We start from the raw sequence: 24,598 nt of genomic DNA, 5'->3' as shown, positions 1-24,598 counted from the left end.
ATTCGACGGATCGGGGGAGTGGTCCGGTACCGTGAGGAGCATGGCCACTCGAACCTCCCCTGCCCCGCGGGGCCAGCACCAGACCCGCGGCAAGGGAGCGTCCGCCGTGACGGCATCCTCCCGGGGCAAGGCGCCGGCCAAACCGCCCGCCAAGGGAACCGGCCGCGCCCCTGCCAGGACCAGGCAGTCCCCGGTGACGCCCGAGCCGCGGGACGAGGACCAGCTGGCCCTGCCGCTGCGGGCCGTCCGGGCGGTCTGGATGGGGACCGCCCGCATCGTCGGCTCCGGGGTCCGCACCTTCGGCCACGACGTCAGCCCCGACCGTGAGAGCCGCCGCGACGGCTCCGGCTTCTTCCTCCTCCTGGTCGCGCTGGCCGTGGCCGCCGTCGAATGGTGGGCCCTCGGCGGGACCGCCGCCGACATCGTGCACGCGGCCGCCGGAGGGACCTTCGGCTGGATGGCCCTGCTCGTCCCCTTCCTGCTCGGCATCGGCGCCGTCCGCCTGTTCCGGTATCCGGAACGGCATCGGGCCAACAACCGCATCGCCATCGGCCAGCTCGTGATCCTGTTCGCCGGGTCCGGCATCGCCCACCTCGTCGGCGGCATGCCCCGCCTCTCCGACGGCCTCGACGCCCTCTGGCGCGCGGGCGGCGTCGCCGGATTCCTCGTCGCAGGACCGCTCAGCAGCGTCCTGACGGCCTGGCCCGTCGGCGTCCTGCTCGCGGCAGCGATCTTCGTCGGACTGCTGATCGTCACGGCCACCCCCTTCCGGCACATCCCCGCCCGCCTCCGGTCCCTGTACGAGCGCCTGATGGGGCAGGACCCGGACGCCGGGGCCCGACGCGAGGACGGCCACGACCAGAGCTACCTCTACGAGACGCACGGCGCCACCGCGAAGCCGGCGCCGAAGCGCCGCAAGCGCCTGTTCGGCAAGGACGCGCCCGAGGCATCGGGGAACGAGCGCGACCAGCACGACGACGGGGACGGCTACGTCGGCGACGAGGCGTTCGAGCGGGCCGTCATCGAGGACGAGGAGCGGCGCGCCCGGGAGGCCGAGGCCGCCGTCCCGCCCGGCGTCCGACGCCCCACGCGGCAGGAACTGGCCGCCGAGGAGCTCAAGCGGTCGCAGGGGATCGGCGCGCCGGACCCCGAGCCCGGGCGCGAACCGGAGGGCGCGACCGAGGCCATCGACGTCGTCCCCGCCGCGAAGGCGCTGATCGTCCCCTCCACGCCGGTCCAGCCGCAGGTGCCGCCCACGCCCATCCCGCAGCGCACCGAGCAGCTGCAGCTCGCCGGCGACGTCGCCTACACGCTGCCGCCGTCGGACTACCTGCCCGCGGGCACCCCGCCCAAGGAGCGCTCGGAGGCCAACGACGCCGTCGTGGCCGCCCTGACCCACACCATGGACCAGTTCAACGTGGACGCGAAGGTCACCGGGTTCTCCCGCGGCCCGACGGTCACGCGCTACGAGATCGAGCTGGCGCCGGGCACCAAGGTGGAGCGCGTGACGGCGCTGTCCAAGAACATCTCCTACGCCGTCGCCAGTTCGGACGTGCGCATCCTCTCGCCCATCCCCGGCAAGTCGGCCATCGGCATCGAGATACCGAACACCGACCGCGAGACGGTGTCCCTCGGCGACGTGCTGCGCTCCGGGAACGCCCGCAAGACGGACCACCCCATGGTGATGGGCGTGGGCAAGGACGTCGAGGGCGGCTTCGTCGTCGCCAACCTCGCGAAGATGCCCCACCTGCTCGTGGCCGGAGCCACGGGCGCGGGCAAGTCGTCCTTCGTCAATTCGATGATCACCTCCATCCTCATGCGCTCCACCCCCGACGAGGTGCGCATGGTCATGGTGGACCCGAAGCGCGTGGAACTCACCGCGTACGAGGGCGTGCCCCACCTCATCACGCCCATCATCACGAGCCCCAAGAAGGCCGCTGAGGCGCTGCAGTGGGTGGTCCGCGAGATGGACACCCGCTACGACGACCTCGCGAACTACGGCTACAAGCACATCGACGACTTCAACAAGGCGGTCCGGAACGGGAAGGTCGTCCCGCCCGAGGGGTCCAAGCGCGTCGTCCGCCCCTACCCGTACCTGCTGGTCATCGTGGACGAGCTCGCCGACCTGATGATGGTCGCCCCGCGCGACGTCGAGGACTCGATCGTCCGCATCACCCAGCTCGCGCGTGCCGCCGGCATCCACCTCGTCCTGGCCACGCAGCGTCCGTCGGTCGACGTCGTGACCGGCCTGATCAAGGCGAACGTCCCGTCCCGCATGGCCTTCGCGACCTCCTCCGTCACCGACTCGCGCGTGGTGCTGGACCAGCCGGGCGCCGAGAAGCTCATCGGCCAGGGCGACGCCCTGTTCCTGCCCATGGGCGCGTCCAAGCCCATGCGCGTGCAGGGCGCCTGGGTCACCGAGTCGGAGATCCACCGCGTCGTCGAGCATGTGAAGGGCCAGCTCCAGGCCGTCTACCGCGAGGATGTCGCGGTCGATGCCCCGAAGAAGCAGATCGACGACGACATCGGCGACGACCTCGACGTGCTCCTCCAGGCGACGGAACTCGTGGTCACCACCCAGTTCGGATCCACCTCCATGCTGCAGCGCAAGCTGCGCGTCGGCTTCGCGAAGGCCGGCCGCCTCATGGACCTCCTCGAGTCCCGGGGGGTGGTCGGACCGTCCGAGGGATCGAAGGCCCGCGACGTGCTGGTCAAGCCCGACGACCTCGCCCCCGTGCTCGCCGCCATGCGCGGCGACGAGCCCTCCGCGCACCCTCCGGCCCAGCCCCAGGCGCCGGCCGACCTCGTCGCGGACGACCTCGCCTCCCGGGCGCACGCGGTCGACTACTACGACGGCGCCGACCCGTCCGGCGACGACGGCGAGAGCACCGACGCCTGGAACCTCACCGGCAGGTAGCCTGAGAGGGTGACAAGCTCCCCGAGCCCGGCCGTGCCGGTCCTGAACATCGCGAACGTCCTGACCGTCGTGCGCATCCTGCTGGTGCCGTTCTTCGTCTGGTTCCTCCTGCTCGACGACGGCAGCGACGGGTTGTTCCGCTGGCTCGCCGTCCTCGTCTTCGTCGTGGCGATCTACACCGACAAGCTCGACGGCGACCTCGCCCGCAGCAGGGGACTCATCACCGACTTCGGGAAGATCGCGGATCCGATCGCCGACAAGCTGCTCATCGGCTCCGCACTGATCATGCTGTCGGTCCTGGGCGAGCTCTGGTGGTGGGTGACCATCGTCATCCTCGTCCGCGAGATCGGGATCACGCTCCTGCGGTTCGCGGTGATCCGGTACGGGGTCATGCCGGCCTCCCGCGGCGGCAAGCTGAAGACCGTCGTCCAGACGGTCGCCATCCTGCTGTTCCTCATCCCGCTACAGTCCGTCGCGGGGGCCTGGGCCTGGTGGCCCGCCGCCGCGGTCATGGCGGCCGCCGTCGTGATCACCGTGGTGACCGGCATCGACTACGTGGTCCAGGCCATCCGCCTCCGCGCCGCCGCCCGCTCGTGACGGGCGCGGGACCGGCCGCCGACGTCGTCGACCTCGCCGCGCGCCGCGGCCTCACCGTGGCCACGGCGGAGTCCCTGACGGCCGGCATGGTCGCCGCCACGCTCGCCGACGTCCCGGGCGCGTCCGCCGTCCTGCTGGGCGGGATCATCGCCTACCAGGGCGATGTCAAGCAGAAGCTCCTGCGGGTCGACGCCGAACTTCTTTCGAGCGCCGGAGCCGTCGACCCGCGGGTGGCGGCGGCCATGGCGGAGGGCGCCCGGAACGCGTTCTCCGCGGACATCGGCGTCGCGACGACCGGCGTGGCGGGCCCCTCCCCACACGAGGGGAAGCCCGTGGGGACCGTGTTCACGGCGATCTCGACCCCGTGGGGCACGACGACGTTCGACCATCACTTCGCCGGGGACCGTGCCGCGATCAGGAGCGCCTCCCGCGACGCGGTGCTCGTCGAGCTCCGCGATGCCCTGGCCGAGGGAACAAACAGTCGGCCGCGGTAGTTATAAACTCCGTCGGCCGTTGATAAGGTTGGCGACTCAAGCTCAAGCAGAACGGGCAGGTCATCATCACGGGGCGGACGTCCACCGGACGCCGCCGCATTATGAGGGAGCAAGGCGATACAGATGGTAAAGCAGCCCGTATCCGTAAACGGCGTGGTCCGTTGGCGTGATGTGGGGTTGGCGGATGATGCACAACGCAGGCCCAAGGAGCGCAAACTGGTGGTTCTCCGCCATGAGATCGGCGACGTCCTCCGTGACGTCCGCCAGCGCCAGGGCCGCACCCTGCGGGAGGTGTCGCACAGTGCGAGGGTTTCCCTCGGATACCTCAGCGAGGTCGAGCGTGGACAGAAGGAAGCATCGTCCGAACTCCTCTCATCAATCTGCAGTGCGCTCGAGGTGCCGCTCTCCTCGATGCTGCGGGAAGTCAGCGACCGCCTGGCAGAAGCAGAAGGCGTGTCCATCCCGGACACCATCCCCCAGGAGTTCTCCCGCGAATTCGGGGACGACCTCACCGACGAACTGAACGACGACTTCCGTCGGGGTCTCGCGGCCACCAACCGCTAGGTCCCGCACACAAGGAAGGCCCGTCCCCGGCACGATCGAGGGGACGGGCCTTCCTGCTGCCTGCTACCAGTTGTCCTTGGTGTAGGTGCTGTTCAACTGGGCGATGAGCGTGCCCAGGCGGGTCAGGTCCTCGACGTCCCAATCCTCCATGAGCTGATGGAACGCCTGCTTGCGGGCGGTCTGCGCGGCCACGAGCTGCCGTGTGCCGGCGTCCGTGAGGGAGATGGACTGCGCGCGGCCGTCGAGCGGATCGGCTTCCTTCCAGACGAGGCCCAGCTGCTCCAGCATCGCGATCTGCCGGCTGACGGACGGCTTGCCCACGCCGACGCTGGCCGCGATGTCGGTGAGGCGCATCGAGCCCTCGCGCTGGAGAATCACCAGAAGCCCGTACGCGGCCGGTTCCATCTCGGGGTGCACCCGGCGGGCGACCTTGTAGGAGTTCGACCGGGCGCGTCGCCACAGCATGCTCAACTGCTGCTCGAGGGCTTCGATGGCCGCGTCCGTGTCAGGATCCTCGCCGGGGTGGCCTGCACGGCCCGCGTCGGCGTCGGTGATGCTCGGTTTCGCGTTCATGGGGCCATTCTAGGGCGCCGTTCCGGAATTCCCATGCCGCGCTGCCGGATTCCTCGGCCGAGTGCTCGAATCGGCATGCGAGTCATCCTCTCGGGTGATTCCGCCCGGTGATCCCGCCGGCGGCGGCGGGTGGTCGGTGCGGGCCTCCGCGCCGAGGACCCAGAATGGTAGGCGGGCGGGACGGACGACCGGCCGACGACGAGAGCAAGGAACAGTGCATGCGGCTGAGCGATTTCTGGCGACTGATGGACGACGAGTTCGGGGAGCGGTACTCCCGCACCCTCGCGCGCGATCTCGTCGTCGACCGGCTGGGTGACAGGACGGCGGCAGAGGCCCTCGGCGCGGGCGCCGATCCGAGAACGGTCTGGGAGGCGGTGTGCCGTGCGCAGGACGTGCCGCCGAGCCTCTGGCTCGGCCGTGACGTCAAGCCGCGCTGACCCGCCGGCCCACAATCCGGGGACATCGGGACACACAGAGGACCGGCGAATAATCGAATACCTGTTCGGACCGGGATATGATGGGTGGACGGCCGGAACGCTGTTATGCACATGGCGGCGGTCCCCCCGCAAAGTGTCGGTGCGGGCTCCTACAGTCGAATCGAACACGTACACACAGGCCAGTTGGCCATGAACAACCGAGGTGAAGAATGGCCGCTCCAGACCGCGAGAAAGCCCTAGAAGCTGCTCTCGCCCAGATCGACAAGCAGTACGGCAAGGGCTCGATCATGCGCCTCGGCGACGAGACCAGGGCGCCCATCGAGACCATCTCCACGAGCTCCATCGCCCTGGATGCGGCGCTCGGCATCGGCGGCCTGCCCCGCGGCAGGGTCGTGGAGATCTACGGCCCCGAGTCGTCGGGCAAGACCACGGTCGCCCTCCACGCCGTGGCCAGCGCCCAGCGCAACGGCGGGATCGCCGCCTTCATCGATGCCGAGCACGCCCTGGACCCCGAGTACGCGAAGAAGCTCGGCGTCGACACGGACGCGCTCCTCGTCTCGCAGCCGGACACAGGGGAGCAGGCACTCGAGATCATGGACATGCTCGTGGGCTCGGGGTCGATCGATATCGTCGTCATCGACTCCGTCGCAGCGCTCGTGCCGCGCGCCGAGATCGAGGGCGAGATGGGCGACAGCCATGTCGGCCTGCAGGCGCGGCTCATGAGCCAGGCCCTTCGGAAGATCACCGGCCGGCTGAGCCAGACCAAGACCACGGCCATCTTCATCAACCAGCTCCGCGAGAAGATCGGCGTGTTCTTCGGAAGCCCCGAGACCACCACGGGCGGCAAGGCGCTGAAGTTCTACGCGTCGGTCCGCATCGATGTGCGACGCATCGAGACCCTGAAGGAAGGGGTCAACCCGGTCGGCAACAGGACGCGCGCCAAGATCGTCAAGAACAAGATGGCCCCGCCGTTCAAGCAGGCCGAGTTCGACATCCTGTACGGGCACGGCATCTCCCGCGAGGGCGGCCTGATCGATGTGGGTGTCGAGAACGGCCTGGTCAAGAAGTCCGGCGCCTGGTTCACCTACGACGGCGACCAGCTGGGGCAGGGCAAGGAGAACGCCCGGAAGTTCCTGAAGGACAACCCGGGTCTGGCCGACGAACTCGAGCAGAAGATCAGGGTCAAGCTGGGGATCGGAGTGCAGCCGGACGAGCCCGACGCACCCAAGCTCAAGGCCGTCAGCGGAGAGTAGGCGGGATGGCTTCGGAGACCGGACCGGATCCCGCGGGGTGGGGGACCTCCTACGGCCGCTTCGGTTCGGACGCGTCCGGCGACTCCGGAGCGTCCGGGTCCTCCGAGCGGACCCGATCCGCACGTGGGGGAGCGTCGCGGTCGGCGTCCTCGTTCGGCCGGTCGGCCTCGACCCGGGGCCGAGGGGCGGCGCGGACCCGACGCCGCCAGGGCGCTGCGGACCGGGCCTCCGTCGACGACCCGTTCGGCCCGGTCGTGGGCGCATCGGCCGACGCCCCGGCGGCGGACGCCCCCGCGGATGATGCACGGCCCGATGGCGCGTTGCCCGGCGGCGCGCTGCCCGATGGCGCACTTCCAGACAGAGCCGGGGCGGCCGGCCGCGGTCGGCGGGCACGCGGCGGCCGGACCGCGGGCGCACGGCGCGGACGTCGGGGGGATGCCGGGCCCGGCGACGGCGCCACGGCAGCGCAGGACGCGCCCGCCAGGAGCGACGAGGAGTGGACGTCGCTGGCACGCTCCGTGCTGCTGCGACAGCTGGCCCTGGGGGCCCGCAGCCGCCATCAGCTCGACCTCAAGCTCACCGAGAAGGAGGTACCGCCGCCGATCGCCACGGCCCTCCTCGACAGGTTCGAGGAGGTGCACCTGATCGACGACGCGGAGTTCGCGCGGATGTGGGTCCGCACCCGCACGGCCGCCAAGGCGCTCTCTCGGTCCTCGCTCCGGCGTGAACTCGCGGCCAAGGGCATCGACGCCGAGCTGGCGGAGGACGCCCTGCTGCAGCTCTCCGACGAGGACGAGGACGAACAGGCCCGGGAGGTCGTGCGCCGCAAGCTCCGCCGTGCGGCCGATCTCTCGGACCGTGCGGTGCGGGACAAGGAGGTGCGGCGCCTCGTCGGCGTCCTCGCCCGCAAGGGGTACAGCCCCGGGACCGCGTTCTCGATCGTGAAGGATGTGCTCGCCGAGGCGCAGTGACGGCATGGGTGCCGCAGGGATTACAGGCGCCCGGCGTCCCGGCCGTAGGCTTGAGGACGTGAGCATGACACTTCCTGTTTCCCTCGACGAGACACCCCGCGGCGCGGGCGGACAGCGCACCTACGAGGTGCGGACGTTCGGGTGCCAGATGAACGTCCACGACTCCGAGCGCATCTCCGGGCTGCTCGAGGGAGCAGGTCTCGCGCGGGTGGAGGACGGGCAGGCCGACGTCGTCGTCTTCAACACCTGCGCGGTCCGCGAGAACGCGGACAACAAGCTGTACGGCAACCTCGGGATCCTCAAGGCCGTCAAGGAGGCCCGGCCCGACCTCCAGATCGCCGTCGGCGGCTGCCTCGCCCAGAAGGACCGGGAGACCATCCTCCGGAAGGCCCCCTGGGTGGACGCCGTCTTCGGGACGCACAACATCGGCGCGCTGCCCGCGCTGCTCGAGCGCGCCCGTCACAACCAGGACGCCCAGCTGGAGATCCTCGAATCCCTCGACGTGTTCCCGTCGACCCTCCCCACGCGGCGCGAGTCGGTCTACGCCGGGTGGGTCTCGATCTCCGTCGGGTGCAACAACACCTGTACCTTCTGCATCGTGCCGTCGCTGCGCGGCAAGGAGCGGGACCGCCGGCCGGGGGAGATCCTCGCCGAGATCGAGGCTCTCGTCGCCGACGGCGCCGTCGAGGTCACCCTCCTCGGCCAGAACGTGAACTCCTACGGCGTCGAGTTCGGCGACCGGGGCGCCTTCGCGAAACTGCTCCGCGCGTGCGGCTCCATCGAGGGCCTCGAACGGGTCCGGTTCACCAGCCCCCACCCCGCGGCATTCACCGACGACGTGATCGACGCCATGGCCGAGACGCCCAACGTGATGCCCCAGCTGCACATGCCCCTGCAGTCGGGCTCGGACCGCGTCCTGAAGGCGATGCGCCGGTCCTACCGGTCGAGCCGCTTCCTGGGCATCCTCGACCGGGTCCGCGCCCGGATGCCCCACGCCGCCATCTCCACCGACATCATCGTGGGCTTCCCCGGCGAGACCGAGGAGGACTTCCAGGCCACCCTCGACGTCGTCGAGCAGTCGCGCTTCGCGACGGCCTTCACCTTCCAGTACTCGAAGCGTCCCGGCACCCCGGCGGCGGACCTGCCCGACCAGCTGCCCAAGGCCGTGGTGCAGGAGAGGTTCGAGCGGCTGACCGCGCTGCAGGACCGCATCGCCCGCGAGGAGAACGCACGGCAGGTCGGGACGGTCGTCGAGGTGCTCGTCACCGACCAGCAGGGACGGAAGGGCGGCGAGACGCACAGGCTCACCGGACGCGCGCGCGACCAGCGGCTCGTCCACTTCTCCGTGCCCGAGGGCGCGGCCGTGCCCCGACCGGGTGACGTCGTGACCCTGCCCGTCACGGAGGCGGCGTCCTTCCACCTGCTGTCGGACCCCGCCCCGGAGCAGTACGCGGTGCGCCGCTCCCGCGCCGGCGACGCATGGGACAGGAGCCAGGCCGACAGCTGCGGGGTCCCCGCGACGCCGGACGGCGCCGTCCCCGCCGGTGCGCCGCGCCCGGTGTCGCTGGGCATGCCGTCCCTGCCGGTCCGCGGAGTGCGTCCTTGACCCTTCCCGTCGTCGCGGTCGTCGGCCCCACGGGGTCGGGCAAGTCCGGGCTCGGCATCGCCCTGGCCCGGCGCCTCGACGGTGAGGTCGTCAACGCCGACGCCCTCCAGTTCTACCGCGGCATGGACATCGGGACGGCGAAGCTGGCCCCGGCCGACCGGCAAGGCATCGAGCACCACCTCCTCGACGTCCTCGACGTCACGCAGGAGGCGAGCGTCGCGGCCTACCAGGTGGACGCCCGCCGGATCGTCGGGGACATCCGCGCGCGCGGTAAGGTGCCCATCCTCGTCGGCGGATCCGGCCTGTACCTCCGCGCGGCCCTCGACCGGCTCGAGTTCCCGCCGACCGACGCCGGCGTCCGTGCCCGGCTCGAGGCGGACCTCGGGGCCACCGGGAGCGCGGCGTTCCGCGACCGGCTCCGGGCGGTCGACCCGGCCTCCGCCGAACGGATCGACGACGACCGCCGCCTCGTCCGTGCGCTCGAGGTGTACGAGATCAGCGGACGGCCCTTCAGCGCGTTCATGCCGCGCCGCGAGTACCACCAGCCCGCGGTGCAGATCGGTCTCGCCGTCGACCGGGACGTCCTGCGCACCCGGCTCGCCGACCGCGTGCAGGCCATGGTGCGGGCCGGGCTGGCCGACGAGGTGGAGCGTCTTGCGGCGGCGGGTCTCCGGGACGGGCGGACGGCCTCCCGCGCCCTCGGGTACGGGCAGTTCCTCAGGGTGCTGGACGGGTCCATGACCGAGCAGGAGGCCGTCGAGGACACCGTCGCGGCGACCCGCCGGTTCGCCCGCCGCCAGCTGACCTGGTTCCGGGGCGACCCGCGCGTGGCCTGGACGGACTGGCAGGCCCCCGGGCTCGTCGACCGGGCGGTCGGTCTCGTGCAGCGGGCCGGGGACCTATCCTTGGAACTGTGACCGACACCCCCGCCCCCGCCCCCGGGCAGACCGCCGGCCTCTCCTTCACGAAGGGCCACGGCACCGGCAACGACTTCGTCCTGACCCTCGACCCCGACGGGACGGCCCCCGACGACGCCGCCTTCGTCGCCGCGCTCTGCGACCGCCATCGGGGCGTCGGTGCCGACGGCTACATCCGTGCGGTGCGATCGTCAGCGCTGCCCGAGGGGCGGGCGCTCCTGCAGACGGAGCCCGACGCCGGATGGTTCATGGACTACCGCAACGCCGACGGTTCGGTGTCCGAGATGTGCGGGAACGGCGTGCGCGTCTTCGCCCACTTCCTGCTCGCCTCGTCCGTCGCCGACCTGCCCGAGGGCGGCGAGCTCGCCATCGCCACCCGGGCGGGCGTCAAACGCGTGACCCGCTCGCACGACGGGTACGCCGTGGACATGGGTCCCTGGGAGTTCATCCACCCCGAAGCGGCCGTCGCCCGCGGCATGGACTCGCTCGTGCGGATCGGCGGGCTGGACGTCGACCGCCCGGCCCTGTCGATCAGCATGGGCAACCCGCACACCGTGGTGGCGCTGGCCGAGGCGGCCGAACTGCAGAGCACGGAACTGCACCGCGCGCCGGGCGTCCAGCCGGTACCGCCGGAGGGGACCAACGTGGAGCTCGTGGTGCCCTCGGATCCGCTGGTGGGCGACGACGGCGTGGGCCGGCTCAGCATGCGCGTCCACGAGCGGGGTGTCGGCGAGACGCAGTCGTGCGGCACGGGGGCCTGCGCCGCGGCGGCGGCCACGCGCTACTGGGCCGGCCAGGGCGCGCCGGCGCGGTGGCAGGTGACCGTCCCGGGCGGCGTCGTCGGGGTGACCTTCTTCGACGGCCCGGACGGCCGTGAGCACGTGCTGCTCAGCGGCCCGGCCGCCCTGGTGGCGGACGGCGTGCTCCGGCCCACCGCCTGAGCCCACCGGTCCGGCCGCCGGTGGGACGGTCAGTCCGCCCGGTGCACCTCGAGGATGCGGAAGGACTTCGACGTCTCCGCGCGCCGCACCAGGAAGCCTTCGGGTAGCTCCTCGGCCAGCCAGCGCTGCAGCGAGTCCGCGCCGAGGTTCTTCTGCACCACCAGCCACGCGCGGCCGCCCGGAGCGAGGCGCGGGAGCCAGCGCAGGAGCAGCGCGTGCAGCTCCTGCTTCCCGATCCGGATGGGCGGATTGGACCAGATGGTGTCGAAGGTGAGGGCGTCGTCCACCGCGTCGGGGGCGCAGGCCACCACGTTCCCCAGCCCGAGGCGGGCGGCGTTCTCCGCCGTCAGGGCGATGCACCGCTCGTTGACGTCCACGGCGTAGACGTCCGCGTCGGGCGCCTTCAGGGCGAGGGTGAGGGCGATCGGCCCCCAGCCGCTGCCGATGTCCAGCATGCGGCGCCCCTGCGGCTCGGGGACGGCGTCGAGCAGGATCGCGGTGCCCTTGTCGACGCCGTCGGGGCTGAACAGGCCGGACGAGGTCACGAGGTCCCTGCGTGCGCCACCGAGGACGACGGAGAGCGGTCGGCGCGTGTCCGGTCCCGCCGGTTGTGCGCTGAAATAGTGCTGAGACTCCATGCACAAGAGCCTAGCGGCACCCCGGAGGCGCGTCCGCGCGGGCCGGTTTCGCGCTGGGAGAATACGCTGGAGCGCGTCGGGCCGGCCGCCGTAGGATGGTCGGACATCCACCTAGGGAGACCATGACCGAGAACAACGGACATTCCACCGGCGCCGACATGGGCCCGGAGGAGATCCAGGCCGTCATCGACCGGATCCTCGCCAGCGACGAAGCTGCCGTGGCTAAGGCGACGAAGGGAACATCAGGGGCGGAGGAGACCCCCGCGCCGACCGGGAAGACCTGGCGGTCGCGGGCACAGGCCCTCTCGCAGGACGGGACGCCGTCGGACGCCGACGGGGACCAGGAGGACCTGGCCGAACGCCGGGCGCTCCGGCGCGTCGCGGGACTGTCCACCGAACTCGAGGACGTCACCGAGGTCGAGTACCGGCAGCTCAGGCTGGAGCGGGTCGTCCTCGCCGGCCTGTGGAGTGAGGGCACCGCCCAGGATGCCGAGAACTCGCTCCAGGAGCTCGCCGCACTCGCCGAGACCGCCGGCTCCGAGGTGCTCGACGGCATCGTGCAGCGACGCCTCAAGCCGGACCCGGGCACATTCCTCGGCTCGGGCAAGGCCCAGGAGCTGAAGGCGATCGTCCAGGCGACCGGTGCGGACACCGTGATCGTCGACAGCGAGCTGTCGCCGTCACAGCGCCGCGGGCTGGAGGACATCGTGAAGGTCAAGGTGATCGACCGGACCGCACTGATCCTCGACATCTTCGCCCAGCACGCGAAGAGCCGCGAGGGCAAGGCCCAGGTGGAACTCGCGCAGCTCGAGTACCTGCTGCCGCGCCTGCGCGGCTGGGGTGAGTCGATGTCCCGCCAGGCCGGTGGCCAGGTCGGCAGCGCGGGCGCCGGCATGGGCTCCCGCGGCCCCGGCGAGACGAAGATCGAACTCGACCGGCGCAAGATTCGCACGCGCATGGCGAAGCTCCGCCGCGAGATCGCCGGGATGAAGCCGGCGCGGGAGACCAAGCGCGCCAACCGCCGTCGGAACCAGGTGCCGTCCGTGGCCATCGCCGGCTACACCAACGCGGGGAAGTCCTCCCTCCTGAACCGGCTCACCGATGCCGGCGTCCTCGTCGAAAACGCCCTGTTCGCCACACTGGATCCCACGGTCCGCAAGGCCGAGACGCCCGACGGGATCGGCTACACGCTCGCCGACACCGTCGGGTTCGTCCGCTCGCTGCCCACCCAGCTGGTCGAGGCGTTCCGTTCGACCCTCGAGGAGGTCGCCGACTCGGACCTGATCCTGCACGTCGTCGACGCCTCCCACCCCGACCCCGAGGGGCAGATCGCGGCCGTCCGCGCCGTGCTCACGGAGGTGGACGCCCGCAGGGTGCCCGAGATCATCGTGCTGAACAAGGCCGACGCCGCCGATCCGTTCGTCATCGAGCGGCTGCGGCAGCGCGAACCGCGGTCCGTCGTCGTCTCCGCGCGGACGGGCGCGGGGCTCACCGAGCTGCGCCAGCTGATCAGCGCCGGCATCCCGCGGCCGGGTGTGAAGCTGGACCTCCTGGTGCCGTACGAGCACGGGGAGATCCTCAGCCGCCTCCACGACGAGGACGTCGAGATCCTCGGCCTGGAGCACGTCGGTGAGGGGACCCGCCTCGAAGTGATGGTCCGGGAGGGCCTGGCCTCCGAACTGGAGGCGTACGTCCGGCATGAGTGAGAGCACGCGGTCCGGCGCCGTGGCGGCGCCGGACGCGTCCCGCCACTCGGACGAAGCCCGGCAGGCCCTCGAACTGCTCGACGCCGCCGTGGGGGCCATGGGCGGCGAGATGCGCTCCGGCCAGCACGAGATGGTCCGCCAGGTCAGCGAGTCGATCCGCTCGGGGGAGCACCTGCTCGTCCAGGCCGGCACCGGCACCGGGAAGTCCCTCGCGTACCTGGTCCCGCTGATCGCCCACGCGATGGACAGCGACCGGCCCTCGGTCGTCTCGACGGCCACGCTCGCCCTTCAGGCGCAGATCGTCGGCAGGGACCTCCCGCGCCTGCTGGACGCGGTGGGCCCCGCGCTCACGCGCCCCGTCGACGTCGCCCTGCTCAAGGGCCGCTCCAACTACGTCTGCCGCCACAAGACCGGCGGCGGGTTCCCCGAGGAGGACGCGCCCGGCACGCTCTTCAGCCTGGGCGAGGACGCCGCCCCGCACCCGGCGCCGGCCACCGACGGCCCGTCCTCGGCGCTCGGCAGGGACGTCGTCCGGCTGCGCGAGTGGGCCGAGGAGACGACGACCGGCGATCGCGACGACCTCGTCCCCGGCGTGAGCGACCGCGCGTGGCGCCAGGTGTCCGTCTCCAGCATGGAGTGCCTCGGCTCAGCACGCTGTCCGGTGGCCTCCGAGTGCTTCAGCGAGAAGGCGCGCGCCGCGGCGGCGGATGCCGACATCATCATCACCAACCACGCGATGCTCGCGATCAGCGCCTTCGAGGGCCTCGCCGTCCTGCCGGAGTACGACGTCGTCGTCATCGACGAGGCGCACGAGCTCCACGACCGGGTCACCGGGGCCGTGTCCGGCCAGCTCTCAGCCTCGATGGTCAGCGCGGCGGCCGCGGCGCTCCGCCGCCACGCCTCCATCGCCACCGGCGCCCTCGACACGGCCGCCGACGCGTTCGAGGCGGCCGCCGAGCTCGTGCCCTCGGGCCTGCTGCCCGGAGGGCTCCCGGAGGATCTCGGCCAGGCCCTCGCCCAGGTGCGGGACGCGTCCCGGGCCGCGCTGTCGGACACGAAGACGGACGGCAAGTCCGAGTCCGACGCCGACGGCGGCCGGCAGGTCGCGCGGTCCCGCACCACGCTGGTCTTCGAGCTCGCCGAACGGATCCTCGCGGCGTCGGACCTGGGCGAGGTCGTGTGGGCGTCGCGTCCCAGCACCTTCACGCCGGGCGCGGGGTACGCCCAGCCCGACGAGAGCGCACCCGCCACGCTGAACGTCGCGCCGCTGTCCGTCGCCGGACGCCTCCGGGAGGGCCTGTTCGAGGACCACACCGTGATCCTGACCTCCGCGACCCTCGCGATCGGCTCCGAGTTCGGTCCCGTCGCCGGGTCGCTGGGACTCAGCGGTCCCGGAGCACCCGCCTGGACGGGGGTCGATGTCGGCAGTCCCTTCGACTACCCGCGGCAGGGCGTCCTCTACGTGGCGAAGGACCTCCCGAAGCCCGAGCGCGGCACCTCCGAGGCGCAGCTCGAGGAGCTGCTGGGACTGCTCACGGCGTCCCGGGGAGGAGCGCTGGGACTGTTCTCGTCGAAGCGTGCCGCCGAGGAGGCAGCGGAGGCGCTGCGACCGGAGGTGGACTTCGAGATCCTGTGCCAGGGGGAGTCCTCGCTCAACGCCCTGGTCACGCAGTTCGCGGACGAACCGGACACCTGCCTGTTCGGCACCATGTCCCTGTGGCAGGGCGTGGACGTGCCCGGGGCCTCGTGCCGGCTGGTCGTGATCGACCGCATCCCGTTCCCGCGCCCGGACGACCCGCTGATGACCGCCCGCACCCGGGCGGTGGCCAGGAACGGGGGCAACGGCTTCATGAGCGTCTCCGCCACGCACGCCGCCGTCCGGCTCGCGCAGGGCGCGGGACGCCTGATCAGGGCGGCGGGGGACAGGGGCGTGGTGGCCGTCCTGGACAGCCGCCTCGCCACGGCGCGGTACGGCGGCTTCCTGCGGGCAGCCCTCCCACCCTTCTGGGCGACGACGGACCGCGCGACCGTCACGGGCATCCTGGAGCGTCTCTCCGCCCGCTGACGCTCCGGCCCGCCCGCCGCACGACGGCTACAGGGCGCGCAGCACCGAGACGACCTTGCCCATGATGCTGGCGTGGTCGCCGAGGATGGGCTCGTAGCGCGTGTTCTGCGGGAGGAGCCAGGTATGGCCGTCCCGCTGGCGGAACGTCTTGACCGTGGCCTCCTCGTCGAGCAGCGCTGCCACGATGTCCCCGTTCTGCGCACTCTGCTGCCGCCGGACCACCACCCAGTCGCCGTCGCAGATGGCGGCATCCACCATCGAGTCCCCCGAGACCCTGAGCATGAACAGGTCCCCGTGGCCGACCAGCTGGCGGGGCAGCGGCATGACGTCCTCGACCATCTGGTCCGCGAGGATCGGCCCGCCGGCGGCGATACGCCCCACGAGCGGCACGAGGGCGGTGTCGACGGCGATCCCGTGCTCGACGGCGGGCCTGCCGTCCGCGGACGGGCCGGTCCGGGTGCCCGAGGTGTCCGGGGCCAGGGTCAGCGGGAGCAGGACCTCCATGGCGCGGGGACGCTTGGGGTCCCGGCGCACGTAGCCGAGCCGCTCGAGCTGCGACAGCTGGTGGGTCACGCTGGACAGGCTGGCGAGGCCCACCGTGTCACCGATCTCCCGCATGGACGGCGGATACCCCTTGTCGGCGATCGACCGCTGGATCGTCTCGAGGATCGTCAGCTGCCGGGCGGTCAGCCCCTTGGACACCGAGCGACCCCGCGGCCGGCCCCGGCCCGCGGAGATGGGTACCGCATCCGCCGGGACGTCGGCAGTGTTCGATTCCTGCCGGGCCGCGGCTGGTGATTCCGCCACTGGTGCGCCTTTCGCCTTGGATCACTGATCCGGTTGTCGCCGCCGGTCCGCTTCCGTGGTCGGGAAGCCGTTCTGTCAGAGGCGGCTGATTGTGTGGGACACATCGACCACGGAACCGCCCGTGGAGAGCGGCATCCGCCGACGATGTCCTGATCTCTCCACGCTAGGACAGTCGGGAGCAGTTTTCAAACATATGTTCGACCGAGTCTCGACATGGATCGTCCGTAGGTGCTAGAAATAGGCAGATACTCATTAGAACGTTTGTTCGAATCGGACGGTCGTCCGGCGCGGACATTCGAAGGAAAGAGGAACGGCAATGGTTACACCCGCACTGCATGGCAGCTCGCTGTGGACGCCCGCTCGGGCCGAGAACCATCTCAGGCTCCTCCCCACGCCCCTCCCCACCGTCCCCGTGCCCTCCGCGGCAGCCTCCGGTCCCGGCCCGGTTCGTACCTCCACGCAGCGGAGTGCGGACCGCCCCCTGACGCTGACCCGGCGGGGCCGCCTGCTGCTGGTCGGCCTGCCGATCGCCCTCGGCGTCGCGGCGCTGATTCTCCTCGCGGCGTTCCTGACCTCCGAGGCCAGGGCGGGGGAGTTGGCACCCACGTCCACGGCCACGGTCGATGTGAACGTCTCCACCGGGGAGACCCTGTGGGACCTCGCCGTGACCTACGCGCCGGACCGCGACCCCCGGGAGGTCGTCGCGGAGATCGTGGAGCTCAACGATCTGCACAGCTCCGTGGTGCAGGCCGGGCAGAGCATCGCGGTACCCGCTGCCGGGTGAACCGCACCCTACCGGGCCGCGGGCACGTGGATCATTCGTCCGTCGAAGACGGCATCCCTTAACCTGAAGTGGTGTCCTCCTCCGTCGAAGCCCTGGCCAACCTTCCCCTGCGTGACGACCTCGTCGGGCTGCACCCGTACGGCGCCCCGCAACTGGACGTCCCCATCCTGCTCAACGTCAACGAGAACACCTACGGCGTCCCGGCCGACGTCCACGCGGCGATCGTGGAGGCCGTCTCGGCGGCGACCCGGGGACTCAACCGGTACCCCGACCGCGAGTTCACGGAACTGCGGAAGAACCTCGCGGACTACCTCGGGCACGGACTGACGCCCGAGCAGCTGTGGGCGGCCAACGGCTCCAACGAGGTGCTCCAGCAGGTCCTCCAGGCCTTCGGAGGCCCCGGACGTACCGCGCTCGGCTTCCCTCCCACCTACTCGATGTACCCGCTGCTCGCGAGCGGGACGGGCACGCGCTACGTCACGGCCGCGCGCGGTGCCGCCTACACCATGACGCCGGAGGACACCGCGGCCGCGGTCCGCGCCTCGGGAGCGAACATCGTGTTCCTGTGCTCGCCGAACAACCCGACCGGCACGGCGCTGGGCCTCGACGTGGTCGAGGCCGCCTACGAGGCCGGCGAGGATGCGCGCGCCATCATCATCGTGGACGAGGCCTACGGCGAATTCGCGCAGGCCGGCACGGCGAGCGCCCTCACCCTTCTTCCCGGACGCCCGCGCCTGCTCGTGTCCCGGACCATGAGCAAGGCCTTCGCCCTCGCCGGGGCGAGGATCGGCTACCTCGCGGCCGCGCCGGAGGTCACCGACGCCCTGCGGCTCGTCCGGTTGCCGTACCACCTCTCCGCCATCACCCAGGCGGCCGCGAACGCCGCCCTCACCCACGCGGACACGCTCCTGGCGAACGTCGAGGCGATCAAGGTGCAGCGGGACCGCATCGTGCGGGAACTCGAGGCGCTCGGGCTCTCGCCGGCGCGGTCGGATTCGAACTTCGTCTTCTTCTCGGGCCTCGAGGATCCGCACCGCATCTGGCAGGGACTCCTGGAGGCGGGCGTCCTCATCCGGGATGTCGGTATCCCGGGCTCCCTGCGCGTCACGGCCGGCACGGAGGAGGAGACGACGGCTTTCCTGACGGCGCTGGCAGCGCTGCTCTGACGCGGATCCCGGGCCGGGCCCGGGGCACCTGCGTGGCCCGGGCGGCCCTTGCACCGGCCGGGCGCATCGCCCATCATGGCTCGCATGGATCGTCCGATCTTCGATGAGGCGCAGGCGTTCTTCGCGCGGCTGGAGGCGGACAACACCCCCGAGTTCTGGGCTCGACAGCGCAGGTTGTACGACGTGGGCGTCCGGCCGGTCTTCACCGCCGTGTGCGCGGCCCTGACGGTCTTCTCGGACTGGCGGATCCACCGCCCGTACAACGACGTCCGGTTCCGGGCGGACAGCCCGCCGTACAAGACCTTCATCGGCGCCGTCGCCGAACGGCCGGACGGGGTGGGTGCGTTCCTCCGCGTGAGCAGCCTCGGCCTACTGGTGGCCACCGGCCTGCCGTTCCCCGCAGCGGACCAGCTCGCCCACTTCCGCGCCGCGGTCGCCGACGACGTCTCGGGTCCGGCCCTGATCGCAGCGATCGGCGCTGTCGCGGGGCGGGGGATGATGATCCGTCCCGGTCGGGCGGAACCGCTGAAGCGCGTCCCACGGGGCTACGCGGCGGGCCATCCCCGCGCCGATCTGCTCCGGTGGAAGGGCCTCGAGGTCAACCACCGCGTGCGCAGGCCCGCCTGGGTGGACGTCGCCTCCGCCGCGGCAGCCATCGACGAGCTCCTGCGGGAACCGGCCGCGCTGCACGAGTGGCTGGCCCGCTTCGTGGGACCATCGACCCTTCCCGCGGAGCAGCGGTTCGGACCGCGCCGGAGCAGCGGGGTGCGCTGACGCGAACCCGGCGTGCGCGTACACCCTAGAATTGAAGGGCAGGACCGCCGGGTGGCTCGCGCCGCCCGTCCTGGCCCCACGTCGATCCGCGCCTGAATCACGCGCACAGAAGGAAGATGTTATGACTGTTGATGCCGCCCGCGGCCGTACGGCCCGTATCGAGCGCGTCACGAGCGAGTCCTCGGTCCTCGTGGAACTCGACCTCGACGGCACCGGGACCTCGTCGATCGACACCACGGTGCCGTTCTACGACCACATGCTCACCGCACTGTCGAAGCACTCGCTCATCGACCTGACCATCAGGTCTTCCGGCGACACCCACATCGACGTCCACCACACGGTGGAGGACACGGCCATCGCGATCGGCGAGGCCCTGCGCATCGCCCTCGGCACGAAGGCCGGGATCCGGCGCTTCGGCGAGGCGACCGTGCCTCTCGACGAGGCCCTCGCCAACGCCGTCGTCGACATCTCGGGGCGTCCCTTCCTCGTGCACGGCGGGGAACCGGCCGGCCAGGAGTACCACCTCATCGGCGGGCACTTCACCGGATCGCTGACGCGTCACGTGTTCGAGGCGCTCGCACTGCACGCCCAGATCTGCCTGCACGTCACCGTCATCGCCGGCCGCGATCCGCACCACATCGTGGAGGCGCAGTTCAAGGCCCTCGCCCGGGCACTCCGCGCGGCGGTCGAGCCGGATCCGCGGGTCGAGGGGATCCCCTCCACGAAGGGCGCGCTGTGAGCGCCCGCACCGTCACGGTCCTCGACTACGGGTCGGGCAACGTCCGCTCCGTGGTGCGCGCCCTCGAACACGTGGGTGCCGACGTCGTCCTCAGTTCCAAGCCCGACGACGTCCTGAACGCCGACGGGCTGCTCGTCCCCGGCGTCGGCGCCTTCGCCGCCGTCATGAAAGGTCTGAAGGACGTCGACGCCCTGCGGATGATCGGGCGCCGTGTCGCCGGCGGCCGTCCCGTGCTCGGGATCTGCGTGGGCCTCCAGGTGCTCTTCGACGAGGGCGTGGAGCACGGCGTGCGCACGCCCGGCATGGGCGAGTGGCCCGGCACCGTCGAACGCCTCAAGGCGGACGTGGTGCCGCACATGGGCTGGAACACCGTGGACCCGCCGGAGGACACCGTCCTGTTCGACGGCCTCGCGGACGAACGGTTCTACTTCGTGCACTCCTACGGCGTGCAGGACTGGTCCTTCGACGTCACCCAGCCCGCCATGAAGCCGCCCCAGGTCACCTGGTCGGACCACGGCGGACGGTTCATCGCCGCCGTCGAGAACGGCCCGCTCAGCGCCACCCAGTTCCACCCCGAGAAGTCCGGTGAGGCCGGGGCCCAGCTCCTGCGCAACTGGATCGACGGACTGCGCTGATCCCGGTGGGAACCCGATGCTGAGCCTCCTGCTCATGGGCGTCGCCGGCCTCCTCATCGGCGGCGCCTTCTCCCTGCGCGGCCAGGAGTTCCCGCGCGGGGTCTGGATCGCCTTCCTCGCCCTCGCCGGCATGGCGCTCCTGGCCGCCTACCTGTTCACGCCGCCCGGCGACTGACCCGCCCGGCACCGCCCCGACCCGCTCCTCCACCGCGGCCCCGCCGCCCGTACGAAAGCAGACCATGAGCCCCTTCACCGAATCGCCCCTCCTCGAGCTCCTTCCCGCCGTCGACGTCGCCGACGGCCAGGCCGTCCGCCTGGTCCAGGGCGAGGCGGGAAGCGAGACCGGCTACGGCGATCCGGTGGACGCCGCCCGCGCCTGGCAGGACGCCGGCGCCGAGTGGGTGCACCTCGTGGACCTCGACGCCGCCTTCGGCCGCGGCTCCAACAAGGAACTGCTCGAGCGCGTCGTCCGGCACCTCGACATCAAGGTGGAGCTCTCGGGGGGTATCCGCGACGACGCGTCGCTGGAGGCCGCCCTCGAACTGGGGGCCACGCGCGTCAATCTCGGCACGGCGGCGCTGGAGGACCCCCAGTGGACGGAGCGGGCGATCGCCCGGTACGGGGACGCCATCGCCGTCGGGCTCGACGTCCGGGGGACCACCCTCGCGGCGCGCGGCTGGACCCAGGAGGGTGGCGACCTGTGGGAGGTCCTCCAGCGCCTCGAGGATGCCGGCTGCGCACGCTACGTGGTGACGGACGTGACGAAGGACGGCACGCTCAAGGGCCCGAACCTCGCCCTCCTGAGGGACGTGCTCGCGAAGACCACGCGTCCGGTCGTCGCCTCGGGCGGTATCTCCAGCCTCGATGACATCGCCGCCCTCCGCGAGCTCGTGCCCCTCGGGCTCGAGGGCGCGATCGTCGGCAAGGCCCTCTACGCCGGGGCCTTCACCCTGCCGCAGGCCCTGGACGTGGCAGGGCTGCCCGCCTCGGACGCGTGAGCGGCCGGCAGCTTCCCGCCCATATCGCCGCGGCCCTCGCGGGCAACACGACCGATTCCGCCGGACAGCCGTGGGCGGGTCGGGACCTGTCCGGTCCGGAGAACCCGCTGCACGCCTTCGACGACGACGACGGCACGGCCGATCCCGGGCTCACTGCGGCGCTGACCGGGCTCCTGAGCTCCGAGGGCCGACCGGGGGACGCCGAGCGGGCCGTGTTCGGGGCCCTCACCACGGCCAGGGTGTTCATCCCCATCGTCGCCCGGCTCAGCGAGCAGGCCGAGGCCGCCACCGGGCTGCACGCCGACAAGGAGGCCGAGATGGCGCTCGTCACCCTCGCGGCGCCGGACGGCCGGAAGGCCCTCCCGGTCTTCTCCTCGACCGCCGCGCTGGCCCGCTGGCACCGCGAGGCCCGGCCCGTCGCCGCCTACGCGTCCCGGGCCGCCCTCGCGGCCGCCGCCGAGGACGCGCAGCTGATGGTGCTCGACCCGGGCGCCGACCTCACCTTCGTGCTGCGGCGACCGGCCGTGTGGTCCCTCGCCCAGCAGGTCCCGTGGACGCCGTCGTACGAGGATCCTGCGCTGGCGTCGCTCGTCGAGGAGGCGGCCCGCCACGAGGAGGACATCCTCACGGTCGGCCTGCGCCCGGCGGGCGGGGTGCTGACGCGGACGGCCGGAGGTAGCATTGCCTCCGGTGGGGGGCCGGGCCCGGAACTCCGGATGGATCTCCAGCTCCGCCCGGGGCTGTCGCCCGAGGGGGTGCGCGACGCCGTCGCCTCCTTCCGCGGGAGGCTCCTGGGGCTCACCGGTTTCGTGGACCGCGTCGACTCGCTCGACATCAAACTCACCCGCTGACGGGGTCGTCGGCCAGAAAGACGCAACGTGAACTTCGCCGTATACCGGGACCTGCTGCGCATCCGCTCCGTCCGGAGGCTGCTCCTCGTCGGGATGATCGCGCGCTTCCCGCACTCGGCCGCCGGGGTGCTGCTCACGCTGCACGTCGTCCAGACCCTCGACCGGGGGTACGCGGAAGCGGGGGCCGTCGCCGCCGTCGTCACCATCGGCATCGCCGTCGGCGCGCCGTGGCGCGGCCGGCGGATCGACAGCGCGGGACTGCGCCGCGCGCTCGTCCCGTCCGTCGTCGCGGAAGCCGTGATCTGGTCCGTGGCTCCGCACCTGTCCTACCAGTGGCTGCTCGTCGCGGCGCTGGTCGGCGGTCTCTTCACCCTGCCCGCCTTCTCGGTGATCCGCCAGGCGCTCGGCGTCCTCGTGGACGGGAACCGGCGGCGCACCGCCTTCACGCTCGACGCGATCACCACCGAGGTCGTCTTCATGGCCGGCCCCGCGGTGGGCGTGGTCCTGGCGACCCAGGTGTCCACCGTGCTCGGCCTGACACTGGTGGGGATCGCCACCGCCTCGGCGGGCCTGTTCCTCATGTGGTTCAATCCCCCTACGCGGTCGGAGCAGCTGCCCGACGCCGTCACGGTCGCGGCCGTCACGGTCGCCGCCTCCGCGCCGGCAGGGCTCAACGAGGCCGCGGCCGACCTCATCGGTGCCGGGGACGCCGGCCCGCAGGAGCGCCGCTCCGGCTCGCCGCTGCGCAGGGGAGTGCTGAGGGTGCTGCCCTGGCTCACCGTGCCGCTCGTCATGGTCATGGTCACCGCCGCCGGTGCAGGGCTCCTCCTCTCGGGATCCGAGGTGGGCATCGTGGCCGCGCTCGAGCAGACCGGGAACGAGAGCCAGCTCGGTCTCGTCTTCGTCGCCTGGTGCGCCGCGTCGGTGGTCGGCGGACTCGTCTACGGTGCCCTGCACCGGCCGGTCCCTCCGTCGCTCCTCCTGCTCGGCATGGCCGTGCTGACCCTTCCCATGGGGTTCGCCGAGACCACCCTGTCGCTGGCCCTGCTGTCCATCCCGGCGGGTCTGCTCTGCGCGCCCGTCCTCTCCGCCGCCTCCGAGAAGGTCGCCGACCTCGTGGCCGAGGACCGGCGCGGAGAGGCGATGGGCTGGTACGGCTCCGCGCTGACCTCGGGCGTCGCCCTCGGGGCGCCGATCGCCGGTCTCGTCATCGACGCCGTCGGCCCGTGGGGGGGCTTCACCGTGGTGGGCGTCGTGGGGGCGCTGATCGGCGTCGCCGGTTTCCTGGCGCGCGACCTGGGCCGCCGGGCGCCGGACACCGCCGGCGCCTCCCGCTAACCCTCCCTGGGCCCGGCGGCGCGGTCGGGTCCAGGGACGGGTCAGTTGACGGGGCCCGTGTACTTCTCGCCGGGACCCTGCCCGGGCGCGTCCGGGATGATCGACGCCTCGCGGAAGGCGAGCTGCAGCGAGCGGAGCCCGTCACGCAACGGCCCCGCGTGCTGGGAGCCGATCTCGGGTGCTGCCGCCGTGACGAAGCCGGCCAGCGCCGTGATCAGCTTCCTGGCCTCGTCGAGGTCCTTGAGCTGCTCGGCGTTCTCCTCGTGCCCCAGGCCGCACTTCACGGCGGCGGCACTCATGAGATGGACCGCCGAGGTCACGATGACTTCCACGGCCGCCACCTCCGAGATGTCCCGCATCTGCTGCCGGACGCCCTGCTCGGCCTCGGCCGCCGTACCGGAGCTGTGGTCCTGCTCCTCGGAGAAGCTGCGGCGGGAGGTGGTGGCGGGTCCTTCGGAGGGCGGGCGCTGCGGGTTGTCGTGTGGCGTGTTCATACTGGTAAGCTTGGCATAGACCAACCGGTCGCTGTTAGCCGCTGTGCTCTTCGCACGGGCCCATGCACCGGTATGCAAGCGGAGTCCTCTCCCACCCGCGTTTGCCTGGTGCGACCTCGAGTCGCATTGCAGGTAGCCGGGTTCCTGGTCGGTCCTGCCGGTGATCGTGCAGGAAGCTCACGCTTCCACCGATCGCCGATGACCGGTCGTCGAGGCCTCCGATTGCGCATGCAATGGGAGGCCTTCTTTCGTCTGCAGGCGGTTTTCAGCTCGAGAATCCACAGGAGTCACACATTAGCGAGCCAAGAATCAATGATCGTATCCGCGTTCCCG

The 24,598-nt window shown here is 71.7% G+C and carries 25 protein-coding genes; 21 read left to right on the top strand and 4 right to left on the bottom strand.

Annotated features, from left to right (window positions below; genetic code table 11):
* Window positions 1-40: 40 nt before the first annotated feature.
* The 4 genes from ACSGDB_RS02835 (at window position 41) to ACSGDB_RS02820 (ending at window position 4,572) form a co-directional block, all read left to right on the top strand.
* Window positions 41-2,917 carry a DNA translocase FtsK 4TM domain-containing protein gene (locus tag ACSGDB_RS02835; RefSeq protein ID WP_434992689.1) on the top strand — a complete coding sequence of 959 codons (2,877 nt, stop codon included), beginning with the start codon at window positions 41-43 and terminating at the stop codon, window positions 2,915-2,917.
* A 9-nt stretch (window positions 2,918-2,926) separates the two neighbouring features.
* Window positions 2,927-3,514: a CDP-diacylglycerol--glycerol-3-phosphate 3-phosphatidyltransferase gene (pgsA, locus tag ACSGDB_RS02830; protein WP_434992688.1), complete on the top strand. Its 588-nt coding sequence runs from the start codon at window positions 2,927-2,929 to the stop codon at window positions 3,512-3,514.
* Window positions 3,511-4,008 (top strand): CinA family protein, encoded by a 498-nt coding sequence (locus ACSGDB_RS02825; RefSeq protein ID WP_434992685.1) that lies wholly within the window; start codon window positions 3,511-3,513, stop codon window positions 4,006-4,008. The genes pgsA and ACSGDB_RS02825 overlap by 4 nt, the downstream gene beginning before the upstream one ends.
* Window positions 4,009-4,131: 123 nt before the next feature.
* The gene (locus tag ACSGDB_RS02820) at window positions 4,132-4,572 is read left to right on the top strand and encodes a helix-turn-helix domain-containing protein (RefSeq protein ID WP_043447546.1); all 441 of its coding nucleotides are present in this window, start codon (window positions 4,132-4,134) and stop codon (window positions 4,570-4,572) included.
* Window positions 4,573-4,635: 63 nt separating this feature from the next.
* Here ACSGDB_RS02820 and ACSGDB_RS02815 read toward each other — a convergent pair whose 3' ends face one another.
* Window positions 4,636-5,145 carry a MarR family winged helix-turn-helix transcriptional regulator gene (locus ACSGDB_RS02815; protein WP_434992682.1) on the bottom strand — a complete coding sequence of 170 codons (510 nt, stop codon included), beginning with the start codon at window positions 5,143-5,145 and terminating at the stop codon, window positions 4,636-4,638.
* Window positions 5,146-5,363: 218 nt separating this feature from the next.
* Here ACSGDB_RS02815 and ACSGDB_RS02810 point away from each other — a divergent pair, with 218 nt between their 5' ends.
* The 6 genes from ACSGDB_RS02810 to dapF all read left to right on the top strand — a co-directional run bounded on the left by ACSGDB_RS02810 (window position 5,364) and on the right by dapF (window position 11,270).
* Window positions 5,364-5,582 (top strand): DUF3046 domain-containing protein, encoded by a 219-nt coding sequence (locus tag ACSGDB_RS02810; RefSeq protein ID WP_434992681.1) that lies wholly within the window; start codon window positions 5,364-5,366, stop codon window positions 5,580-5,582.
* A gap of 209 nt (window positions 5,583-5,791) precedes the next feature.
* On the top strand, window positions 5,792-6,835 hold the full coding sequence (recA, locus tag ACSGDB_RS02805; protein ID WP_434992678.1) for a recombinase RecA: 1,044 nt from the start codon (window positions 5,792-5,794) through the stop codon (window positions 6,833-6,835).
* A gap of 5 nt (window positions 6,836-6,840) precedes the next feature.
* Window positions 6,841-7,806: a regulatory protein RecX gene (locus tag ACSGDB_RS02800; RefSeq protein WP_434992677.1), complete on the top strand. Its 966-nt coding sequence runs from the start codon at window positions 6,841-6,843 to the stop codon at window positions 7,804-7,806.
* 64 nt (window positions 7,807-7,870) lie between these two features.
* Window positions 7,871-9,412, top strand: coding sequence for a tRNA (N6-isopentenyl adenosine(37)-C2)-methylthiotransferase MiaB (miaB, locus tag ACSGDB_RS02795; protein ID WP_434992675.1), 1,542 nt, complete (start codon window positions 7,871-7,873; stop codon window positions 9,410-9,412).
* On the top strand, window positions 9,409-10,329 hold the full coding sequence (gene miaA / locus ACSGDB_RS02790; protein ID WP_434992674.1) for a tRNA (adenosine(37)-N6)-dimethylallyltransferase MiaA: 921 nt from the start codon (window positions 9,409-9,411) through the stop codon (window positions 10,327-10,329). The genes miaB and miaA overlap by 4 nt, the downstream gene beginning before the upstream one ends.
* Window positions 10,326-11,270, top strand: a complete 945-nt coding sequence (gene dapF, locus ACSGDB_RS02785; protein WP_434992672.1) for a diaminopimelate epimerase — start codon at window positions 10,326-10,328, stop codon at window positions 11,268-11,270. Before miaA ends, dapF begins: the two co-directional genes overlap by 4 nt.
* Window positions 11,271-11,299: 29 nt before the next feature.
* Here the strand turns inward: dapF and ACSGDB_RS02780 are convergent, their stop codons facing one another.
* Window positions 11,300-11,908, bottom strand: a complete 609-nt coding sequence (locus ACSGDB_RS02780) for a class I SAM-dependent methyltransferase (RefSeq protein ID WP_434992671.1) — start codon at window positions 11,906-11,908, stop codon at window positions 11,300-11,302.
* 122 nt (window positions 11,909-12,030) lie between these two features.
* On the opposite strand from ACSGDB_RS02780, the gene hflX reads away from it, so the two are divergent.
* Complete coding sequence (gene hflX / locus ACSGDB_RS02775; protein WP_434992669.1) at window positions 12,031-13,614, top strand: GTPase HflX; 1,584 nt, start codon at window positions 12,031-12,033, stop codon at window positions 13,612-13,614.
* The gene (locus ACSGDB_RS02770; protein ID WP_434992668.1) at window positions 13,607-15,679 is read left to right on the top strand and encodes an ATP-dependent DNA helicase; all 2,073 of its coding nucleotides are present in this window, start codon (window positions 13,607-13,609) and stop codon (window positions 15,677-15,679) included. The genes hflX and ACSGDB_RS02770 overlap by 8 nt, the downstream gene beginning before the upstream one ends.
* 27 nt (window positions 15,680-15,706) lie before the next feature.
* Here the strand turns inward: ACSGDB_RS02770 and lexA are convergent, their stop codons facing one another.
* Entirely contained in the window at window positions 15,707-16,417 is a 711-nt protein-coding gene (lexA, locus tag ACSGDB_RS02765; RefSeq protein WP_434992937.1) for a transcriptional repressor LexA, read from the bottom strand.
* A gap of 385 nt (window positions 16,418-16,802) precedes the next feature.
* On the opposite strand from lexA, the gene ACSGDB_RS02760 reads away from it, so the two are divergent.
* From ACSGDB_RS02760 to ACSGDB_RS02720, 9 genes are all read left to right on the top strand, one after another.
* Window positions 16,803-17,270: a LysM peptidoglycan-binding domain-containing protein gene (locus ACSGDB_RS02760; protein WP_434992666.1), complete on the top strand. Its 468-nt coding sequence runs from the start codon at window positions 16,803-16,805 to the stop codon at window positions 17,268-17,270.
* A 71-nt stretch (window positions 17,271-17,341) separates the two neighbouring features.
* Window positions 17,342-18,436, top strand: coding sequence for a histidinol-phosphate transaminase (locus tag ACSGDB_RS02755; RefSeq protein WP_434992665.1), 1,095 nt, complete (start codon window positions 17,342-17,344; stop codon window positions 18,434-18,436).
* 84 nt (window positions 18,437-18,520) lie between these two features.
* Window positions 18,521-19,210 (top strand): DUF2461 family protein, encoded by a 690-nt coding sequence (locus ACSGDB_RS02750; RefSeq protein WP_434992662.1) that lies wholly within the window; start codon window positions 18,521-18,523, stop codon window positions 19,208-19,210.
* 121 nt (window positions 19,211-19,331) lie between these two features.
* The gene (gene hisB / locus ACSGDB_RS02745) at window positions 19,332-19,949 is read left to right on the top strand and encodes an imidazoleglycerol-phosphate dehydratase HisB (RefSeq protein ID WP_434992661.1); all 618 of its coding nucleotides are present in this window, start codon (window positions 19,332-19,334) and stop codon (window positions 19,947-19,949) included.
* Window positions 19,946-20,584 carry an imidazole glycerol phosphate synthase subunit HisH gene (gene hisH, locus ACSGDB_RS02740; RefSeq protein ID WP_434992659.1) on the top strand — a complete coding sequence of 213 codons (639 nt, stop codon included), beginning with the start codon at window positions 19,946-19,948 and terminating at the stop codon, window positions 20,582-20,584. Before hisB ends, hisH begins: the two co-directional genes overlap by 4 nt.
* A gap of 16 nt (window positions 20,585-20,600) precedes the next feature.
* Entirely contained in the window at window positions 20,601-20,759 is a 159-nt protein-coding gene (locus tag ACSGDB_RS02735; RefSeq protein ID WP_434992657.1) for a hypothetical protein, read from the top strand.
* 64 nt (window positions 20,760-20,823) lie between these two features.
* Window positions 20,824-21,582, top strand: coding sequence for a bifunctional 1-(5-phosphoribosyl)-5-((5-phosphoribosylamino)methylideneamino)imidazole-4-carboxamide isomerase/phosphoribosylanthranilate isomerase PriA (priA, locus tag ACSGDB_RS02730; protein ID WP_434992656.1), 759 nt, complete (start codon window positions 20,824-20,826; stop codon window positions 21,580-21,582).
* Window positions 21,579-22,433, top strand: a complete 855-nt coding sequence (locus ACSGDB_RS02725) for an SseB family protein (protein WP_434992655.1) — start codon at window positions 21,579-21,581, stop codon at window positions 22,431-22,433. Before priA ends, ACSGDB_RS02725 begins: the two co-directional genes overlap by 4 nt.
* A gap of 27 nt (window positions 22,434-22,460) precedes the next feature.
* Window positions 22,461-23,771, top strand: coding sequence for an MFS transporter (locus ACSGDB_RS02720; protein ID WP_434992653.1), 1,311 nt, complete (start codon window positions 22,461-22,463; stop codon window positions 23,769-23,771).
* Between the two features lie 41 nt (window positions 23,772-23,812).
* Here ACSGDB_RS02720 and ACSGDB_RS02715 read toward each other — a convergent pair whose 3' ends face one another.
* Complete coding sequence (locus tag ACSGDB_RS02715) at window positions 23,813-24,130, bottom strand: DUF1844 domain-containing protein (protein ID WP_434992936.1); 318 nt, start codon at window positions 24,128-24,130, stop codon at window positions 23,813-23,815.
* Window positions 24,131-24,598: the final 468 nt, after the last annotated feature.

It is taken from the genome of Arthrobacter sp. Ld5 (assembly GCF_051172775.1).
Taxonomy (GTDB): domain Bacteria; phylum Actinomycetota; class Actinomycetes; order Actinomycetales; family Micrococcaceae; genus Arthrobacter_D.
Note: the sequence above shows the minus strand (reverse complement) of the source record. Positions and strands in the feature narration are given on the sequence as shown.

Bases quoted from the DNA above. Each gene is read 5' to 3' on its own strand.
- hisB (WP_434992661.1), top strand. From the start codon at position 19,332: ATGACTGTTGATGCCGCCCGCGGCCGTACGGCCCGTATCGAGCGCGTC.
- miaB (WP_434992675.1), top strand. From the start codon at position 7,871: ATGACACTTCCTGTTTCCCTCGACGAGACACCCCGCGGCGCGGGCGGA.
- ACSGDB_RS02760 (WP_434992666.1), top strand. From the start codon at position 16,803: ATGGTTACACCCGCACTGCATGGCAGCTCGCTGTGGACGCCCGCTCGG.
- ACSGDB_RS02820 (WP_043447546.1), top strand. From the start codon at position 4,132: ATGGTAAAGCAGCCCGTATCCGTAAACGGCGTGGTCCGTTGGCGTGAT.
- ACSGDB_RS02810 (WP_434992681.1), top strand. From the start codon at position 5,364: ATGCGGCTGAGCGATTTCTGGCGACTGATGGACGACGAGTTCGGGGAG.
- priA (WP_434992656.1), top strand. From the start codon at position 20,824: ATGAGCCCCTTCACCGAATCGCCCCTCCTCGAGCTCCTTCCCGCCGTC.
- ACSGDB_RS02750 (WP_434992662.1), top strand. From the start codon at position 18,521: ATGGATCGTCCGATCTTCGATGAGGCGCAGGCGTTCTTCGCGCGGCTG.
- ACSGDB_RS02780 (WP_434992671.1), bottom strand. From the start codon at position 11,908: ATGGAGTCTCAGCACTATTTCAGCGCACAACCGGCGGGACCGGACACG.
- recA (WP_434992678.1), top strand. From the start codon at position 5,792: ATGGCCGCTCCAGACCGCGAGAAAGCCCTAGAAGCTGCTCTCGCCCAG.
- ACSGDB_RS02815 (WP_434992682.1), bottom strand. From the start codon at position 5,145: ATGAACGCGAAACCGAGCATCACCGACGCCGACGCGGGCCGTGCAGGC.
- hflX (WP_434992669.1), top strand. From the start codon at position 12,031: ATGACCGAGAACAACGGACATTCCACCGGCGCCGACATGGGCCCGGAG.
- ACSGDB_RS02770 (WP_434992668.1), top strand. From the start codon at position 13,607: ATGAGTGAGAGCACGCGGTCCGGCGCCGTGGCGGCGCCGGACGCGTCC.
- ACSGDB_RS02715 (WP_434992936.1), bottom strand. From the start codon at position 24,130: ATGCGGGACATCTCGGAGGTGGCGGCCGTGGAAGTCATCGTGACCTCG.
- ACSGDB_RS02800 (WP_434992677.1), top strand. From the start codon at position 6,841: ATGGCTTCGGAGACCGGACCGGATCCCGCGGGGTGGGGGACCTCCTAC.
- ACSGDB_RS02835 (WP_434992689.1), top strand. From the start codon at position 41: ATGGCCACTCGAACCTCCCCTGCCCCGCGGGGCCAGCACCAGACCCGC.
- ACSGDB_RS02735 (WP_434992657.1), top strand. From the start codon at position 20,601: ATGCTGAGCCTCCTGCTCATGGGCGTCGCCGGCCTCCTCATCGGCGGC.